Consider the following 17,785-nt stretch of genomic DNA (forward strand, 5'->3'; position numbering starts at 1 on the left):
AACAAAGCGATTAGTGAAAGCTAAGCTTTTTGTTATTGGGTATTTTTATATTAAATTTAGTAACCTTTACTTTTTCTTTACCTTTGTTTTAATTTCTATTAAGTTTTAAACATTATATTAATATTTGTACAAAGCAATGTATAGAAAATGTACATTACTTTTAATATAGAAATGTGATTATTATTTGGAATATTGTAAGGAGGAGATTATGACGAGGTGAAAAAGCAAGAGAAGAAAAGTGGTAGAGTATTACCTCTCCGGTTAAATATTTTATTCCTTTGTGTATTTTTATTATTTTCTGGCATTATTATTCAGTTAGGGAAAGTGCAAATTTTTGATGGAGAAACATATAAAAATGAAGTAGAGAAGAGAGAAAATGCAACCGTGGGCCTTTCTGTACCACGTGGGAAAATATTTGATCGTGAAGGAAATCCAGTAGTTGATAATAAGTCTTTACGTACGATTACATATACAAAGGTGAAAGGTGTAAAACAAGAAGAAATATTAAAATCAGCAAGACAACTTGCAGACATTATTGAAATGCCACAAGAAGATATTGATAAGTTAACTGAGACTGATAAGAAAGACTTTTGGATGCAATTAAATCCAGAACTTGCTCAAGACTTAGTATCCAAAAAAGAAATAGATAAGTTCCGAAATAAGGATATTACCGGAAAAGAGCTAGACAAAAAAATAGAAGATTTAAAAAGGAAGCGCGTTACAGATAAAAATCTTCAAGAACTAACAGCTAAAGATATAGAAGTGTTAGCTATTAAAAGTAAAATGACCTCAGGTTTTCAAATGGCACCTCAAATTATTAAAAAGGACGTTAGTGAACAGGAATATGCGGTGATTAGTGAAAATTTAGCGAACCTCCCAGGGGTAGATGCATCAGTTGATTGGGAGAGAATCTATGTAAATGATGGTCTATTCCGTTCTGTCCTTGGTAACGTTTCAAATGCTGATGAAGGATTGCCACGTGAAAGATTAGATTATTATTTAGTGCGTGATTATAGTCGAAATGATAGGGTCGGCAAAAGTTATATCGAACAGCAATACGAAGATGTACTTCATGGTACAAAAAAAGAAGTAAGAAGCATTGCTGATAAACAAGGAAATACTATTAGAACGGAAACTGTTACTGAAGGGAAAAGCGGTAAAAATTTAACTTTAACAATAGATATGGAATTGCAAAAAAAAGTAGAGGAGAGCATAGAAAAAATATTAAAACAATATAAAGGATCAGAATCAATGTTAGACCGTGCTTTCGTAGTGATGATGAATCCCAAAAATGGTCAAGTATTATCAATGGCTGGGAAAAAGCTTGTAGAAAAAGACGGGAAAATGGAAGTAGAAGATTACGCTTTAGGCACGCTGACTAGTTCTTATGAGCTTGGATCAACGGTTAAAGGTGCGACAGTGTTAACAGGGTTTGAAACAAATGCAATAACTCCTGGAACACATTTTTATGATGCACCTATGAAGTTTAAAGGAACTAAGGAGAAGAAGTCTTGGAAAAATTTTGGTGATATAGACGATCTAAGAGCGTTACAAGTATCTTCAAACGTTTATATGTTTAATATAGCATTAAAAATTGCTGGAGTGGATTATGTGAAAAATAGTTCACTAGATATTAAACAAGAATATTTTGATAAAATGAGGTATTATTTCAGGCAATTTGGATTAGGCGTACAAACTGGTATTGATTTACCAAATGAAACTGCAGGACAAATTGGAAGAAAAGATCATCAGCCTGGTTTCTTATTAGATTATTCTATTGGACAATATGATACGTATACACCACTTCAGCTTGCACAATATATTTCGACTATCGCAAATGGAGGGTATCGAATGAAACCACAAATTGTTCAAGAGATTAGAGAACAAACCGTTCAAAAAGATGAGGTTGGTAAAGTAGTACAATCAATAGAACCCGTTGTTTTAAATAGAATCGATATGAAACAAGAATATATTAATCAAGTAAAAGAAGGATTTAGAAAAGTATTTCAAGAAGGAGATGGAACGGGAGTAAGAGTGTTCCAAAAAGCACCATATAAACCAGCTGGTAAAACAGGGACCGCACAAACTGTATATGGTGGAGAAAATGAAATTGGGCGAAATGCGAAAGGCGATCGTAGAGAATGTTATAACTTAACATTGGCTGGATATGCGCCATATGATGATCCAGAAGTAGCATTTTCTGTTGTAGTACCGTGGGTTGAAAATGATAAATCGGGCATTAACTCCGATATTGGAAAAGAAGTTTTAGATGCTTATTTTGATTTGAAAAATAAGCGATTAACTGGTGAAGCGCCAAAAACAGATAACTCTAAAGAGAATTAAAATGGACGAAACGTCTCTAGCATTCATGTGAACTAGAGGCGTTTTTATCTGGGGATAGATTGGAAATGAGGTATATATGAAGCTGTTTATTCTAAAATATTGGAGGAACATATGTAGCTACATCTTAATTATAATAGGGGTTATTTTTATTAATAAGTCATTTTTATTTTGTATGGTAGAAGGAATTTCGATGCAACCTACTTTAAATGAAAAAGATTATATACTTGTTAATAAGGTAAACGTCTGTTTATCGTCTTTTCATTATGGGGATGTTGTCATCATAAAAAAAGAAGACGAGCCTATTTACTATGTGAAACGAATTATTGGATTATCGGGGGATAATATACAATTAAAAGAGGATGAGGTATATATTAACGGTAAAAAGCGTGATGAGTCGTATATACATTTAGATATGTTACAAGTATCCAATCGTTTTTCAAATTTTAGAGAAATAAAAGTTCCTACGCATAAATTATTTGTGTTAGGTGATAATCGTAATCATAGTAAAGATAGTAGGAATACACTTGGACTTATTGATGAGTCAAATATAATAGGTAAGGTAGAAATGGTATTTTATCCATTTGATCATATAAAATGGATAAAATAATTCTATTAACGATTCACATTTTATAAAATAAATCATATATTGATAGCATAGGACAAGCAGAAAAGCTTGTTCTAACCTCACAGAACACTCCTTATCACGGTTAGGCATCTACATAGGTAGATGCTTTTTTTATGTTGATGACTGAAAATTATTTATCAACATAATGTAACAAGCACTTTAGGACTATTAGGGGACGATTACATGTACAAATAACAGTATGCTTAATTAAAACAGTGAAATGTAAGGAGTGAGGAATAAGTGCTAAATATTTTAGTGGTTAATTTTCCAGCAGAGGGACATGTAAACCCTACATTAAATTTAGTAAAAGCCTTTACTGAACGAGGGGATCACGTACATTATATTACAACGGCAAACTTTAAGGATAGAATTGAAGATTTAGGAGCTACTGTACATACTCATCCGGATCTATTAAAGGAGATTTCTATTGATGCTGAAACCTCATCTGGGTTAAATGCTTTCTTTCATGTGCATGTTCAAACTTCTTTATATATATTGGAAATTACGAAAAAATTATGTGAAAGTATAAATTTTGATTTCGTAATTTATGATATATTTGGCGCGGGAGAGTTAGTAAAGGAGTATTTACAAGTTCCAGGTGTAGTTTCCTCACCTATATTTTTAATTCCTTCAGAGTTTTTGAAGACATTACCTTTTCATCCAAATGCAGATATACCATTCCAACCAGAGGAGATCTCTGAAAAATTACTAAATCAGATGGAACATAAATTTGGAGTAAAACCAAAGAATAATCTTCAATTTATGAATAATAAGGGTGATGTTTGTTTCGTATACACAAGTCGTTATTTCCAACCTAATAGCGAATCGTTCGGAGAAAATAACATTTTTATTGGACCGAGCATTTCAAAGCGTAAAACAAATATAAAGTTTCCACTGGAATCACTTAAAGAGAAGAAAGTTATTTACATTTCAATGGGAACACTGCTTGAAGGACTCGAACCATTCTTTAATACTTGTATTGATACTTTTTCAGATTTTGATGGGATAGTTGTAATGGCAATTGGTGATAGAAATGATATTTCAAAAATAAAGCAAGCGCCAGATAATTTTATAATTGCTCCATACGTACCTCAATCAGAAATATTAAATGAAGCAGATGTTTTTATTACACATGGTGGTATGAATAGCGTACACGATGCCATTCATTATAATGTCCCATTTGTAATAATACCGCATGATAAAGATCAGCCTATGATAGCGCAAAGATTAACTGAGCTTGAAGCGGCACATAGACTATTGAAAGAACATGTTAATGTGCACACTTTAAAAGAGGCTGTAACAGATGTTCTTTCAAATGAAAAGTATAAAAATGGTATAAGAAAACTGAATGATAGCTTTATAGAATGTGGTGGTTCAAAAGAAGCAATTGCAGTTATTGAATCTCTTTTAAATAAATAATTGTAATAATATAAAAGCATAGAGGTTCTCACCTTTATGCTTTTATATTCCTATCCAGCAAATTGCACAGCAGTATTTGCATGTAAAAAAGCAGTATCAAAAACGGGAATAGTGAGATCATTTTGGGAGATGAGTAAAGGTATTTCAGTACAGCCTAATAATATACCTTCAGCGCCGTTTTGAATTAATGATTTTGTAATTTGTAATAACTTTTCTTTAGATGTTTCTGAAATGATCCCTCTACTTAATTCATCTAATATGACATGGTGGATAAAAGTTCTTTCCTCGTCATTTGGGATAATTGTCTCAATGTTATATTTCGCTAATCGTGATTTATAGAAATCTTGCTCCATCGTTTGTTTTGTTCCTAATAGTCCGATACGTTTTATATTCTGTTCTACCATTTCTTTAGCACTTACATCACCAATGTGAAGAAGCGGGATAGATATTGCTTGTTCTACTTCCTCGGCAAATAGATGTACGGTATTTGAACACATTAATAAACATTCAGCCCCAGATTTTTCAACTTTCTTTGCAACTGTAACTAGTTCATTTTTCACTTCTTCATATTGATGGTTTTGTAATAAAGTAGTTACTTCACCAAAATCCATACTATATAAAACTAACTTTGCATTTTGATCGTATTGAGAGAGTGTAAGCGTATTAATATGTTTATAGTATAATGATGTAGATTCCCAACTTAATCCTCCAATCAAACCAATAACTTTCATAATGCATTCCTCCCGAAACGATTTTGAATTCATTATTTCACAATTCCGATAAGAAAACAATGATTTAAATGTGCCATTTAACAAAAAATAAAAATAGTAAGAAAAGTGTTGAAATTTACACTTTTTAGTGCCATAATACGAATTACAAATTAATACTTATCCAGAGAGGTGGAGGGAACGGCCCTAAGAAACCTCAGCAACCCCTATGCAATTTTATAGGAAGGTGCTAATTCCGCAGAGGACACGTTGTGTTTTTTGAAAGATAAGAGGATTCTTGAACGTGAAAGAAAATGACCTCTTATATAAGAGGTCATTTTTTGTTGTATAGAAAGGGAGTGTAGATGCATAATTCATTTTTAAATTAAATATAGAGTAATAAAAGTTGACTAATATGAGAGGGGAATTGTAATGAACAAATTATCAACAAAGTTAGTAGTAGCAATCGGTATTGGAGCAGCATTATACGGGATATTAGGACTTTGGGGATTTTCTATTGCACCGAATACATTTATTAAACCAGCATTAGCTATATTAACTGTTTTTGGAGCATTATTTGGTCCAGTGGCAGGACTGTTAATCGGACTTATAGGTCATACAGTAACAGATACGATTGCTGGCTGGGGGATTTGGTGGGGCTGGGTTATTAGTTCAGGGATTATTGGTTTTTCGATGGGTCTTATTCAAAAAAGAGTTGGTTTTAGTGTGAAAAACGGGTCGTTTAACAAGGGGCATATTTCTTATTTAGCAATTACTGGGTTAGTTGGTATTGTCATTGCTATTATATTTGCTGGGGCATTCGATATTATTGTGATGGGAGAACCATTTGACAAAATTGTTATACAAGTATTAGGAGCAACAATTTCCGATGTTATCGTTTTCTTAGTAGTTGGATTGCCACTTACAATTGGCTTGGCAAAATCTAATAAGAAACATACACATTTAAAAATTGAAAAGTAGGGATGTTAACATGCAACCAATTATTTCGTTTGAACAATTTACCTTTCAATATGGGCATGCTGCGCAGCCTACTTTAAGTGATATTACCTTTCATATATACCCTGGAGAAAAGGTGCTAATTGCTGGACGAAGTGGTTCAGGAAAGTCGACATTAGCTCATTGTATCAATGGGCTAATCCCATTTTCTTATGAAGGGATTAGTACTGGTAACGTTTTAATTGCTGGAAAAGATCCGCGAAAAGGCAGCATTTTCGAGCAGAGTAAAAATGTGGGAACAATTTTGCAAGATCAAGATGCTCAATTTATTGGTCTGACAGTAGAAGAAGATGTAGCTTTTTATTTAGAAAATGAATGTGTAAATCAAGATGACATGAAAAAGATTGTTTCGGACTCATTAAGAAAGGTGAAGATGCATACGTTTCATAAACAAAGTCCACATGAATTATCAGGAGGTCAAAAGCAAACAGTTTCTCTTGCTGGTTTATTAACAACAAATGCGGATATATTATTGTTCGATGAACCGTTAGCGAACTTAGATCCACTAAGCGCCGTACATACGATAGAACTTATGAAAGATATACATGAGCAATATAATAAAACGATTGTCATTATCGAACATAGGATAGAAGAAATTTTAAAGCTGGATTTAGACAAAGTTATATTAATTGATGAAGGTAAAGTCATTGCAATAGGAACACCAAAAGAAATCTTAGCGTCAAATATATTGCCACGTATTGGCTTAAGAGAGCCTATTTACATCGAAGCATTAAAGAGATTACATTTTGATCGTAATAATGACGTAATATATCCAATGGAAAACCTTCAAAAAGAAAAGATAGGCAACGTTCTAAAAGAGTGGATGGAGAAACAAGTCATATTAAAAGGTAATACTAAAAACAAGGAATTACTTAAAGTGGAGAATTTATCATTTTCATACCCTAATAAACAAAAAGTATTAGAAAATGTAAACCTTTCAATATATGAAGGAGAAATTGTGGCACTATTGGGACATAATGGAGCAGGGAAATCCACATTAGCTCATAGTCTTATAGGCATAAACAAAATAAAAAATGGGAAAATCTTGTTAGAAGGTGAAAATATTAGTTCTTGGTCTATTCGTAAACGTGGGAAAATCATATCTTACGTGATGCAAAATCCAAATCATATGATTACACAGCCTACTGTTTTTGAAGAAGTTTCATTTACATTAACATTACATAATTTTTCTAAGGAAGAAATTAAGAATAGAGTAGAAGGAACTTTAAAAATTTGTGGTTTATATCCATTTCGTAATTGGCCAATTCAAGCACTAAGCTATGGGCAAAAAAAGAGATTAACAATCGCATCTGTATTAACAACAAATCCTAAGCTTATCATATTAGATGAACCGACAGCGGGACAAGATTATTATCATTATAAACAATTTATGTCGTTTATTAATAACCTAGCTAAAAAGGGTATTTCATTTATTTTTATCACTCACGATATGAATCTCGCACTAGAATATGCAGACCGTGCAGTAGTTCTACATGAAGGGGAAATTATTGCGGATAATACAGTGTCTAATGTATTTGGTGATCAAGAAACGTTACAAATAGCTAACTTAAGAGAGAGTTCTTTAACCAAGCTTGTTAAATTTAGTGGGATTGCATGTCCGGAAAAATTTATGGAACTTTATTTAGATAGTAATAGGAGGGAGGAAGGTGCATAGTACATATTTTCATCGTATGGATGGGGTAGTGAAATTGTTTTTATTTATTTTTTGTATGACGCTTACTTTTTTGTTTTTTGATTTTCGGGTGTTGCTAATATTATTTATCATTGGGTGTATCGGACTCAGCATTGCTAAAATTCCATTTCATAAAATTTTAATTGTTTTTAGTGTCATATTTACATTTAGTTTATTAAACTCTGTCATGATTTTATTTATTACACCAACTCATGGATCTGAATTAACTGAATCATATACCTCGTTTTTACATATTGGATATGCAACGATTACATATGAAACATTATTTTATGCAGCTACACTTTCATTAAAGTATTTTACGTTATTACCATTTACACTTCTTTTTATATACACGACAGATCCAAGCGAATTTGTAAGTAGTTTAAGTAAACTTGGTATCCATTATAAGATTACATATGCAATAAATATTGCACTACGTTATATTCCTGACATCCAGTCTGAGTATAAAATTATTAAACACGCGCAAGAAGCGAGAGGAGTGGCTTTTGAAAAAGGAGAAGCAAGTTTATGGGTTCGTATGAAGAACCGTGTTTTAATTTTCTGGCCACTAATCATTCATTCTCTAGAAAGAATAGATACGGTTTCAAATGCAATGGATTTAAGAGGATTTGGAAAGAAGGATAAACGTACATGGTTTTATACAAGTAAGGCGAAACGTAAAGATTTCATCGCTTTATTTGCCGGTGTTTTCATATTCATTGTTGCGGTATATTTAAAATTAAACGTATTTCAAAACTTTTGGTATCCATTTTAAAGCACTCTTTAAACGAGTGCTTTTACTTATTTTTATGTAGACATGCTCAAAAAAGGGATATACACATAATGTATAATACGAACCAGTTAAAATGATCAACTACCTATTAGTTTTCAAACCAAAAGGAGGAGAAAATATGAGTTACGGTGGTTCTTGTGGTTTTGGTGGAGGTTTCGCTTTATTAGTTGTGTTATTCATTCTATTAATAATTGTAGGATGCAGCTGCTGGGGCGGAGGATACTAATTTTTAATTAGTCTTCACAAATGTAAACTAAAAAAACATTGAAGATACTTATGTATCGAAACAAATAAAAAAGGAGCAACTATGCCCCTTTTTTATTTGTTTAAATGCGTATTCTTACTATATTTCGGGAACGTAATCGTTAAAGTTGTTCCTTTACTAACGATACTTCGGATTTTTAAACTTCCATGCATCGTCTCAATAATCTTAACAGCAACCATCGTACCTAAACCAGTGCCTTTTGTTTTTGTACTAAAATACGGTTCACCGAATCGATTTATTTGCTCCTGTGACATTCCAACTCCGCTATCTTCAATTCGTATTTCAACTTTACTATTATTGATAGATGAGGAAATATTTAAGGTACCACCATTAGGCATTGCTTCAATACTGTTTTTTATTAAGTTTAAAAAACATTGTTGAAAGTGCTGTTTATTACCAACAATGGTTGCCTCAGAAAAATCCTGTGTAATATGTATCGTATTCATATTACATAATGGCAATATCATATTAATAACTCGATTTAACTCTTGTTTTACTGAAATTTGATCTAATTTTTCTGGAGCAGGTTTGGCAAACGTTAAGTAATCATCGATAATTTCTTGGGCACGATTTAACTCTTCAAGTATATGTTTAATATATTCGTCTCTTGATTCAGGAGTTAAATTTGGTGTTTTTAAAAGCTGTGTAAATCCTTTTACGACCGTTAAAGGATTCCTTACTTCGTGCGATATACTTGCAGCGAGTTGGCTAACAATCTCCATTTTTTCCATTTTAATTAATTTTGAGCGCATTAATACAGCATCTTTTATAACTTCATTTATATAAACAATAAATAACATTAAAGTAGTCGGTAATACCATGAAATAAATAATATATAAATTATTCACTTCAAAATCTGATAAAGTTAATACAATTACAGTTGTAAATATTGCTAGGAAAAAGGTTAAAAACATGGAAAAAGCTACTTTAAGTTTTCTATTATATGTATTAAATTTTGAAGATGCGAGTGCTGTAACGATGAACATTATTCCGTAAACAACGACTGTTAGCATGTTAAAACCATAAAATATAAATCTTGTAATTAATAAAATTGTAAACAATATGATACCGACAGGGAATCCACCATAAAGCGTACCTATTATGACCGGAATTTGTCTTAAATCATGAATACAACTTTCATCCATATAGATAGGGTATCGCATACATAAAATAAGCGGGATACTAGAACAAAGGGTAATCAGTAGTATTTTATATTTCTTTAAATAGTGCCGGCTATCATATATGAAATAAAAAACAAATATACTACATAAAATGTATAGAAGATTATTTAATACGTTTTGATTAATATAAACAAAGTCCATAATATTTGCCTCGTTATTCTGAATTTACTTAACATATGTATTATACATGATAACATATGTTAAAGTGAATAAACCTTGTTAATACAAGATTTGTTTGGCTTTTTGTTATAAAATGCAAACATTCTACAAGCGTTAGCTATCCAAAGATACTTTTACTAAAATTTTTTACTCCTTCTTCCTGCATGTTCGGTAAAACATGAGAATAAATCCTAAGAGTTAATGAATACACGGAGATTTCAAAGAGTTGTAGACAAGTTTTCCAATTGGGGTACAGCTGAAGAATTGTGTAAGGCAGTGAGGGATAAAAAAGAAATAATTCCAGTAAGGGTTTATTTGGGAAGTGGCTTTAAAACTGATGTTGTCGAGTACATGCGGTAGTAAAAGAGAGATAGACATATTAAAAAAGTAGAAATTGATGTTAGTAGCAACAAACTTTTAATAGTGAAGGATGGAAATGTAACAGCAGTCAATCCACCAATGAGCGGATTTGGTGAGCAAGTCGCGGTTTGGATAAACGGTAAGGTTGATCGTGTAGATGTGAAGTGAAAATCGTAATAAAAAAGAGCTATGAGTGGAAAGGCTCATAGCTCTTTGTATAAGGATAATGGTTTTATAGGTAAATATTGTTATAAAACCCCAAAAAAATTCAATGTTAGTAAATTAATCGGTATATGATATGGATTTTATAGAAAGAGAGCAGCTAGTTGCTCGGCAGGTTCTGTAAGACAAAACAGTAGAGAATATTAACAGAATATAGAGGGTTATTCTAGTTGTTTGAACGTAGTTAAAGAAAGAATATCACTTACTATCAATGTTATTAAAAACTATCTGTGACTTTCATTTCTTTATTTTATTCACAAATAGTTCCAGTAGCTATTCCGGTTGGAGCGACACCTACTGGGACATTAGTGATAACAGTATTCGTAGCAATATCAATAACGGAAACAGTATTACTAGCTTGATTTGTAACATATGCTCGAGTGCCATCAGGTATGATGGTTACTTGATCAGGAGATAAACCAACAGAAATTGTATCAATCACAGTATTTGTCGCCACATTTATTACAGATACATTATTACTAACTTTATTTACAACGTAAATAAGATTTCCACCCGGTGTAATATCTATACCAACAGGTTCGGTACCTACGTTAATTGTATTAATAACTGCATTGGTAGTGGTGTTAATAACAGAAACAGTATTGCTGTTTTGATTCGTGACATACGCACGAGTGCCATCTAGTGTAAACACGATTATTCTAGGACGAATGCCAACAGGGATGGTAGCGATAACTGTGTTGGTAGCAGTATTAATGACAGAAATTGTGTTGCTTAATTCATTTGCAACATATGCAAAGGCTCCATTTGGGGAAACAGTAATCCCTTGTGGAGCGATGCCAACAGGAATGGTATTACTAACTGTGTTTGTTGCCGCATTAATGACAGAAACTGTATTATTACCATGATTTCCAACATAAACAGTTGTGTTATTTGGAGAAACAGCTACACCTATTGGATTAGTTCCAACAGGAATGGTACCAATCACAGTATTCGTAGCAGTATCAATAACGGAAACGGTATTAGAAAAAATATTAGTAACATAGGCACGAGCTCCATTTGGTGAAACCGTTACTTCAAGTGGTGCATTACCTACAGTAATTGTATCAACTACTATATTTGTTCCGGTGTTAATTACAGATACTGTATCATTTGTAGGGTCATCTATGAGTCCTGCATTTGTAGCATATACTAGGAAATTACATGCAGGTCCGGTTGGCCCGGTTGGCCCGGTCGGTCCAGTAGGTCCCGGTGGACAATCACAATCTCCAGTAGGGCCCGGTGGTCCTTCAGGCCCTTGGATTCCTTGCACACCTTGAGGTCCAGTGGCTCCTGGTGGTCCTTCAGGCCCTTGAATTCCTGGCACACCCTGAAGTCCAGTGGCTCCTGGTGGTCCTTCAGGCCCTTGAATTCCTTGTACACCCTGAGGTCCAGTGGTCCCTTCCGGTCCTTCCAGTCCTTGAATCCCTTGGATTCCCTGAGGCCCAGTAGGTCCCGGTGGTCCAGGAATTCCCATTCCGGTCCCTGAACCAGTAGGCCCAGGTGGTCCTGGTGGTCCTTGAATCCCTTGTACACCTTGAGGTCCTTCCGGTCCTTCTGGTCCTTCAGGCCCCTGAATTCCTTCTACACCTTGAGGTCCTTGAGGCCCTTCAGGCCCTTCCGGTCCTTGAATCCCTGGCACACCTTGAGGGCCTTCCGGTCCTTCTGGTCCTTCAGGCCCCTGAATTCCTTGCACACCTTGAGAACCCTGAGCGCCTCTAGGTCCAGGAAATCCTCTAGGTCCAGTGGCTCCAGTCGGCCCCGGTGTTCCGATGTTGCTTAATAGCGAACTATTTAAGATTCCTTGTAAAATTAAGTTGAATGTTTGCTGTAATAAGGGGTCCGATATATTTGAACAATTTATAAGTGAAGACAAGCTTTGGAATAGAAATTGGAATAATGCTGAGATTTGAGTGAGAGATGCGGTAGGTAAAGAATTAATTAATTGATTTATAGTTCTTATAACTAAATTTCTATTTCGTGTATTTGGTTGTACTGCTATTAATAAATCATTTAATGCCTGTAATGCTGATTGGAGTATTTGTATAGTTGTTGGATTTGGTGTTGTGAAAAAAGAAAGGATGGCTTGATTTAATTGATTTATTATTTGCAATAATTCTTGTTGTTGAGCATTCGAGAAAAAAACAGGTGTACAGCAATTACTTTGATCACAAGGGGATATAGAAACAAAGCAGGGTTGCTGAAATTTATCACACGAATTTGATTTTCGATTATATCTCATAAATACCTCCTTTAAAAAATTAAATGTTAAGTAATTTTTGGTAAATTATTAGCAACTGAATTTGTAGGTATATGTTTAATTGAAATGTTTTTTCCTTCAAAGTATATGCCAATAAAATTGTGGTGTTCATATGGGGGATATAGCCAATACTTGGTTGCTAGGAGGAAATTGTAATCATAGGAAAGGAAATGAAGGTTACAAAGTTTATAGAAAAACGATTGTATTTTAAAAAAGCGTTATTGTAATAAAAGTTGAAGTTTATTAAAAAGAAGGAATGAAGGAAGATGTAAAAGATTTTGAAAGATCCATAAAAAAAGAATTCAATAAAATTCTGAATTCTTCTACACGTATTTTTATTTGTTAATCCATTTGGAAATAATAGGATAATGAAAGTCTTTTTCTTGTAGCACATATAAAATTCCTTTTATAGGTCCAAAAATTAACAAGAGAAACAGTATTAGATATAAAGGAGCTACCCGGAAAATAATCAAAGCGTTATTTGAAGCCAAGTCTAAATTAGACCAAAATAGCATTAAGATTCTTGTTATGAAAAGATTCCAAATTACCGTAATTATCCAAATGAATAGTTGGTAAAAAACAGCTTCAAGGATATTTTTCTGAATGTTTTGTGATTTGCATACAAAATAGAAAACCAAAGGTATATAAAAAATTGTGACACTAAAGAAAATAAGAATAAAAAAAGATAATAATGTAAGAAAATGCATAATTAATTTTATGTTCTTTTCTTGAGTTAGGATCATTAAGGTCCTCCTATATTTATGAGATTTGTTGTGCCTATTAAAATATGTACTGTTGGTAATTATAACATGAAAATGAATTGTAATAGAATAATGCATTAAAAAGAACAAGTAATAAATTAAACAAAAGCTTTATTTTGTTATAGATAAATAGGTGACTCAGCAATTGTGCTAGCCGAGTCACCTAGTACTATCGAACCAAATAATGTTCTTTTTCTATATGTAGTTATGTGGAGTTCTTAGAGGCTAGCCCAATAGACAATTAAGGGACAAATAGAATCATTTTAGAGAGTTTTACATTTTATTATGTTAATGCTACAACAGCAAGAGTTAAGCCCAACGTATTTAATGTATTAGAATATGGTCCTACATTAACAGTAAGAGTACTTGTTATACCTGGAGGTGTAGTGAAAATTGCGGGGGCTGATACAGAAGTGAATCCGGCTGTATATCCTAGAGAAGTACCTGATCCAATGATTGGATTATTATTCAGATACATAGTGATACCTGCCGAATTACCTCCTGGTTGAATGATAACTTGCACTTCATAGATTGCCAAATAGGTTCTTCCACCTTCAAGTAAAACAGTTGTTGGTGGTGTGAATGAGATTGCCGTGCCATTAGAATTTACCACGGTATCTAGTGGAATCGCAGAGTTTACAGAAACTATTGATGAGGTAGTTTGAACAACATTTAAACTGTTAGCCGTGGGAGATGGACAAGAACAAGGTTTGTGAATGTTAGAGTTGTTATCATTTTGATAATTCACAAATAATCAAGCTCCTTTACGTAAGATAATTTTTTATCCTATATAAAACGTAGCTTTTTTGTATCTAAGTTATTTTTAATAAGTTTTTAAAGATAAGTCGAATATTATTGGTCAGTCAACTCTTAAAAGTATTTGATACTCTGGGATTTAAAAGTGCATCTGATAAATATATATGAATGTTTTTTAAGGACATTACTGTAAGTTAGGAAACATAATAAAATTGTTATTTGGAACTGTCCATGAAAAAAGAGCACCACCGAAAGTGCTCTTAGAAAATACATTTTATATTCTGTTTTGAGCTACGATTTTTATATTCTCTGGTGGAATGATATCTTGAATTTTTTCTTTTAAATCTACTTGGACCATTTCTTCAAGATGTTCAAGTGAAACTTCAAAGTTTATACATTCCGCAGTTGGGATGATTAATAAAGAATAATTTTCATTCCTTTTAACAACAAGATATTGCGATTGATCTGTTATTACTATACACCCTTGTTGAATGCCTAATTTACGATTGTCTTCAAAAGTCATAAATGTTTCTCCTTTTATATGTATTGCCGATAAATAGTTTACTACATAAATACATTGGTTCATATTGAGAAACCTTACATTAGTATTACAATTTCATATGGTTTCTGAATATCTTGTGGGCTAGTAATACGGAGAGTGTAAGAAGGTTCAATTGAATATTTAACAAAATCCTTATTTGAAAACAAGAGCCCTAGAGTTAGGGCTCTAGGGCTTCTTGTTTTGGTATTCTCACATGGTTTTTCAAAAAGAATAGAACATATTGAAGATAACATGTGAATGTTTCATAAATGTATCAAAAAAGTGAACAAAATTGCTATTGCAGAAGAAGCGGAAATGAAGTTTCTAATACATAAGTACGTGCAAGGTATTATTTCCATTGTATAAAATGCGTATGGGACACCTAATCTTTGTTTTATTGGGGGAAAAGAATATGTTATGAACTTGGTTGAATGAAAAAATGAAAATTTTACTTTTAGAGTGAAACTAAACAAAAACGCTATTTGAATAAAAGAAGTTAGACAAGAATGAAGAATAGTCATTTCTTGAGCTGGGGAGGTTAACGGATATCCAAATTAAATAAGGGTGATTATGTGTTAAAAGGTAAAGTGATTAGTTTGTTTTTTGGAATTGTAATGGCAGTTTCATTTTTAAATCCGTTAGATATCAAAGCGGTTAATAGTAATGATCAAGAGCTTTATGATTCTTATAATACTTTATTAGCGCCATATGCAAGTCAAGTTATCAGAAGCAAGCTTGGACCAGATCATCAGTATAGTTTAACGGACACAAAAATTATAAAAATTGAACGTTTTCCAGAAGAAAGCTTTAATTTTATTGTTACAGTTCAATATAAAACTTATATAGGAGCTCATAACCCTCCGAATGGCATAGAAACTATTACTTTTAATATAGATCCAAGTGGAGTAAAGGTTATAAATTTTGTTCATAAGGATACTTGAAGAAAAAGTGATATTCTTCATACCTTGATGAGAAGGATATTTGAATTGAAAAATGTAATAAAAGAACCCGTTTGTTATAAACGGATTCTTCTCACAAGATTTGCAAGAAATTCAAGGTAACTAGACCGGAGCACTTATTGAATTTCTTGTGATAATACTGTATGCAAAGGAATCAATAAGGTTAAAAAAATTTAAACAAAATCCTTATTTGCTAATAAATAAAAAGAGCGCACTTTTATATGCACTCTTAGTAAGATAGGCGAATGTCTCATTAAATGCAAATCTAAAAAGTTGTAATCAGATTTTCACGAGTGAATTTTTAATATTGTATGCTTTTCTTGGAGTTATGGAGCCTGTCATTAAAGGAAAGAGACAAGTTGGATTAGATGAAATTGGTATACATACATGAAGAAAGACGTACGGGTATCTTATGTACATGCAAACAAAAAACATAGCATTATTCAATCACTCGTGAGAGAAGGTCACCTTACGTTATATAGGTGTAAACCAAGATGCAATGGATAAAGCGATGACTAGGTTTAAAATCTAATCATTGCTTATTTCGTTTTAAATTTAGGAGTATCGTCAGCATTAAAAAAACGCTATGGGCATGCAAGATTTTATGCAGTTTTTCGGCTAACCCAGTAACAAATGAGACACCTAAGCTGTGTCAGAATAGAAATGTTTAAAAAACGCATAGATTGATAAAAGGGAAAGGCTAGTCCCTTATGAGAATAAGGAATAATAACATTTTCATTACTATTTTCTTCTATATTTATATATAATTAATCTATATTTTATATATAAATAGGAGGGAATTTATGACTACAAATAAGGACTACATTCGTTATATTCGGGGAAAAGTAGGGCACGATTTAATAATTCTTAATTTTGCTGGAGGTATTGTTTATAACGAACGAAATGAAATTCTTTTACAAAAACGGGGAGATAGAAATGAGTGGGGTCTACCAGGTGGTGCTATGGAACTTGGGGAATCTCTTGAAGAAACCGCTAAACGAGAAATATTTGAGGAGACAGGATTAAATGTTGAGGTTGAACATCTTATAGGTGTCTACTCTAAATATTCTGGTGAGTTTCCGAACGGAGATAAAGCTCAGACTATCACTCATTGTTTTCAATGTAAGCCAATTAGCGGAGAACTTACCGTAGATGGTATTGAGACTTTGGATTTAAAATATTTTCCAATAGACCAAATACCAAAATTATTCACAAAACTACACGAAGATGCCTTAGAAGATTGGCTTTCCAAAAGAAAAGGTGTATTTAGATAAAACACTTTCAAATTAATTATCCATAATCTTTAACTAACGGGCGCTTTAATTGAATAAGAAAATAAAAACTTTTAACTGCCGCTAAAGATAATTATGTTAATGATCTAGTGATGGCGGTTCTGGTAAGGACAAGAAGAGGAACGTATAAAAATAGAGTTGTAGAAATAGAAAGGGTGGATTCCTTGAGAGAGAGTAAGGGTCCACCTATTTTTTGCTATCGATAATGAGACGTATGTAAACTTCAGATGAATATGTTATACAATAGATTTAAAAAGAGATGGGGAGAACAATGTGTATAAACTATCCATTTAAACCAAAATCAAATTACTATTTAGTACCAGGACAATTTTGGACTATCCCTTTAGATAACAGGAAATTTGCATGTGGTAGAGTAATTGAAACAGCCCCAAATAATAGAAGGGGATTTTAATTTTTATGATATTTAAAATTTGC

General features: G+C 32.7%; 17 protein-coding genes, 2 pseudogenes and 1 riboswitch. Of the genes and pseudogenes, 12 read left to right on the forward strand and 7 right to left on the reverse strand.

The window, feature by feature from the left end:
* Positions 1-216: 216 nt before the first annotated feature.
* From AC241_RS13170 to AC241_RS13180, 3 genes are all read left to right on the forward strand, one after another.
* A complete protein-coding gene (locus AC241_RS13170; RefSeq protein ID WP_050843799.1) occupies positions 217-2,343 on the forward strand; it encodes a peptidoglycan D,D-transpeptidase FtsI family protein in 2,127 nt (708 codons plus the stop codon).
* A 76-nt stretch (positions 2,344-2,419) separates the two neighbouring features.
* Complete coding sequence (gene lepB / locus AC241_RS13175; RefSeq protein ID WP_029442446.1) at positions 2,420-2,950, forward strand: signal peptidase I; 531 nt, start codon at positions 2,420-2,422, stop codon at positions 2,948-2,950.
* Between the two features lie 258 nt (positions 2,951-3,208).
* On the forward strand, positions 3,209-4,387 hold the full coding sequence (locus AC241_RS13180) for a macrolide family glycosyltransferase (RefSeq protein WP_029442447.1): 1,179 nt from the start codon (positions 3,209-3,211) through the stop codon (positions 4,385-4,387).
* 50 nt (positions 4,388-4,437) lie between these two features.
* On the opposite strand, the gene AC241_RS13185 is transcribed toward AC241_RS13180, so the two are convergent.
* Positions 4,438-5,118, reverse strand: a complete 681-nt coding sequence (locus tag AC241_RS13185; protein ID WP_016081435.1) for an aspartate/glutamate racemase family protein — start codon at positions 5,116-5,118, stop codon at positions 4,438-4,440.
* Between the two features lie 153 nt (positions 5,119-5,271).
* A riboswitch (SAM riboswitch) is annotated at positions 5,272-5,387 on the forward strand.
* A 139-nt stretch (positions 5,388-5,526) separates the two neighbouring features.
* Between AC241_RS13185 and AC241_RS13190 the strand changes: the two genes are divergently transcribed.
* The 4 genes from AC241_RS13190 (at position 5,527) to AC241_RS32905 (ending at position 8,823) form a co-directional block, all read left to right on the forward strand.
* Positions 5,527-6,075 carry an ECF-type riboflavin transporter substrate-binding protein gene (locus tag AC241_RS13190; RefSeq protein ID WP_001038211.1) on the forward strand — a complete coding sequence of 183 codons (549 nt, stop codon included), beginning with the start codon at positions 5,527-5,529 and terminating at the stop codon, positions 6,073-6,075.
* Between the two features lie 10 nt (positions 6,076-6,085).
* Positions 6,086-7,786, forward strand: a complete 1,701-nt coding sequence (locus AC241_RS13195) for an ABC transporter ATP-binding protein (protein WP_048564725.1) — start codon at positions 6,086-6,088, stop codon at positions 7,784-7,786.
* Entirely contained in the window at positions 7,779-8,579 is an 801-nt protein-coding gene (locus tag AC241_RS13200) for an energy-coupling factor transporter transmembrane component T family protein (RefSeq protein WP_029442450.1), read from the forward strand. Before AC241_RS13195 ends, AC241_RS13200 begins: the two co-directional genes overlap by 8 nt.
* Positions 8,580-8,715: 136 nt before the next feature.
* On the forward strand, positions 8,716-8,823 hold the full coding sequence (locus AC241_RS32905) for a YjcZ family sporulation protein (RefSeq protein ID WP_000120182.1): 108 nt from the start codon (positions 8,716-8,718) through the stop codon (positions 8,821-8,823).
* Between the two features lie 92 nt (positions 8,824-8,915).
* Here the strand turns inward: AC241_RS32905 and AC241_RS13205 are convergent, their stop codons facing one another.
* Entirely contained in the window at positions 8,916-10,184 is a 1,269-nt protein-coding gene (locus AC241_RS13205; RefSeq protein ID WP_043938208.1) for a sensor histidine kinase, read from the reverse strand.
* Positions 10,185-10,320: 136 nt separating this feature from the next.
* A pseudogene (locus tag AC241_RS36015) lies at positions 10,321-10,407 on the reverse strand (tyrosine-type recombinase/integrase); the annotation flags it as partial.
* Between the two features lie 173 nt (positions 10,408-10,580).
* Here AC241_RS36015 and AC241_RS32910 point away from each other — a divergent pair.
* Positions 10,581-10,730 (forward strand): DUF3954 domain-containing protein, encoded by a 150-nt coding sequence (locus tag AC241_RS32910; protein ID WP_080990788.1) that lies wholly within the window; start codon positions 10,581-10,583, stop codon positions 10,728-10,730.
* A 304-nt stretch (positions 10,731-11,034) separates the two neighbouring features.
* Here AC241_RS32910 and AC241_RS13215 read toward each other — a convergent pair whose 3' ends face one another.
* From AC241_RS13215 to AC241_RS13230, 4 genes are all read right to left on the reverse strand, one after another.
* Positions 11,035-13,023 (reverse strand): YVTN family beta-propeller repeat protein, encoded by a 1,989-nt coding sequence (locus AC241_RS13215; protein WP_050843802.1) that lies wholly within the window; start codon positions 13,021-13,023, stop codon positions 11,035-11,037.
* Positions 13,024-13,376: 353 nt separating this feature from the next.
* Entirely contained in the window at positions 13,377-13,784 is a 408-nt protein-coding gene (locus AC241_RS13220; protein WP_016081429.1) for a magnetosome magnetite crystal formation protein family, read from the reverse strand.
* Positions 13,785-14,085: 301 nt separating this feature from the next.
* Positions 14,086-14,550 carry a hypothetical protein gene (locus tag AC241_RS13225; protein WP_043938212.1) on the reverse strand — a complete coding sequence of 155 codons (465 nt, stop codon included), beginning with the start codon at positions 14,548-14,550 and terminating at the stop codon, positions 14,086-14,088.
* Positions 14,551-14,832: 282 nt separating this feature from the next.
* Positions 14,833-15,081, reverse strand: a complete 249-nt coding sequence (locus tag AC241_RS13230; protein WP_016084535.1) for a hypothetical protein — start codon at positions 15,079-15,081, stop codon at positions 14,833-14,835.
* 590 nt (positions 15,082-15,671) lie between these two features.
* Between AC241_RS13230 and AC241_RS13235 the strand changes: the two genes are divergently transcribed.
* From AC241_RS13235 to AC241_RS34300, 4 genes and pseudogenes are all read left to right on the forward strand, one after another.
* Entirely contained in the window at positions 15,672-16,040 is a 369-nt protein-coding gene (locus AC241_RS13235; RefSeq protein ID WP_016081426.1) for a DUF3888 domain-containing protein, read from the forward strand.
* Between the two features lie 376 nt (positions 16,041-16,416).
* Positions 16,417-16,590 (forward strand): annotated as a pseudogene (locus AC241_RS32915) (site-specific integrase); the annotation flags it as partial.
* A 271-nt stretch (positions 16,591-16,861) separates the two neighbouring features.
* Positions 16,862-17,332 (forward strand): NUDIX hydrolase, encoded by a 471-nt coding sequence (locus tag AC241_RS13240; RefSeq protein ID WP_016081425.1) that lies wholly within the window; start codon positions 16,862-16,864, stop codon positions 17,330-17,332.
* 289 nt (positions 17,333-17,621) lie between these two features.
* Positions 17,622-17,762 (forward strand): Imm26 family immunity protein, encoded by a 141-nt coding sequence (locus AC241_RS34300; protein WP_162200714.1) that lies wholly within the window; start codon positions 17,622-17,624, stop codon positions 17,760-17,762.
* The last annotated feature ends 23 nt before the right edge of the window (positions 17,763-17,785 follow it).

The organism is Bacillus thuringiensis (genome assembly GCF_001182785.1).
GTDB classification, from domain to species: Bacteria; Bacillota; Bacilli; order Bacillales; family Bacillaceae_G; genus Bacillus_A; species Bacillus_A thuringiensis_S.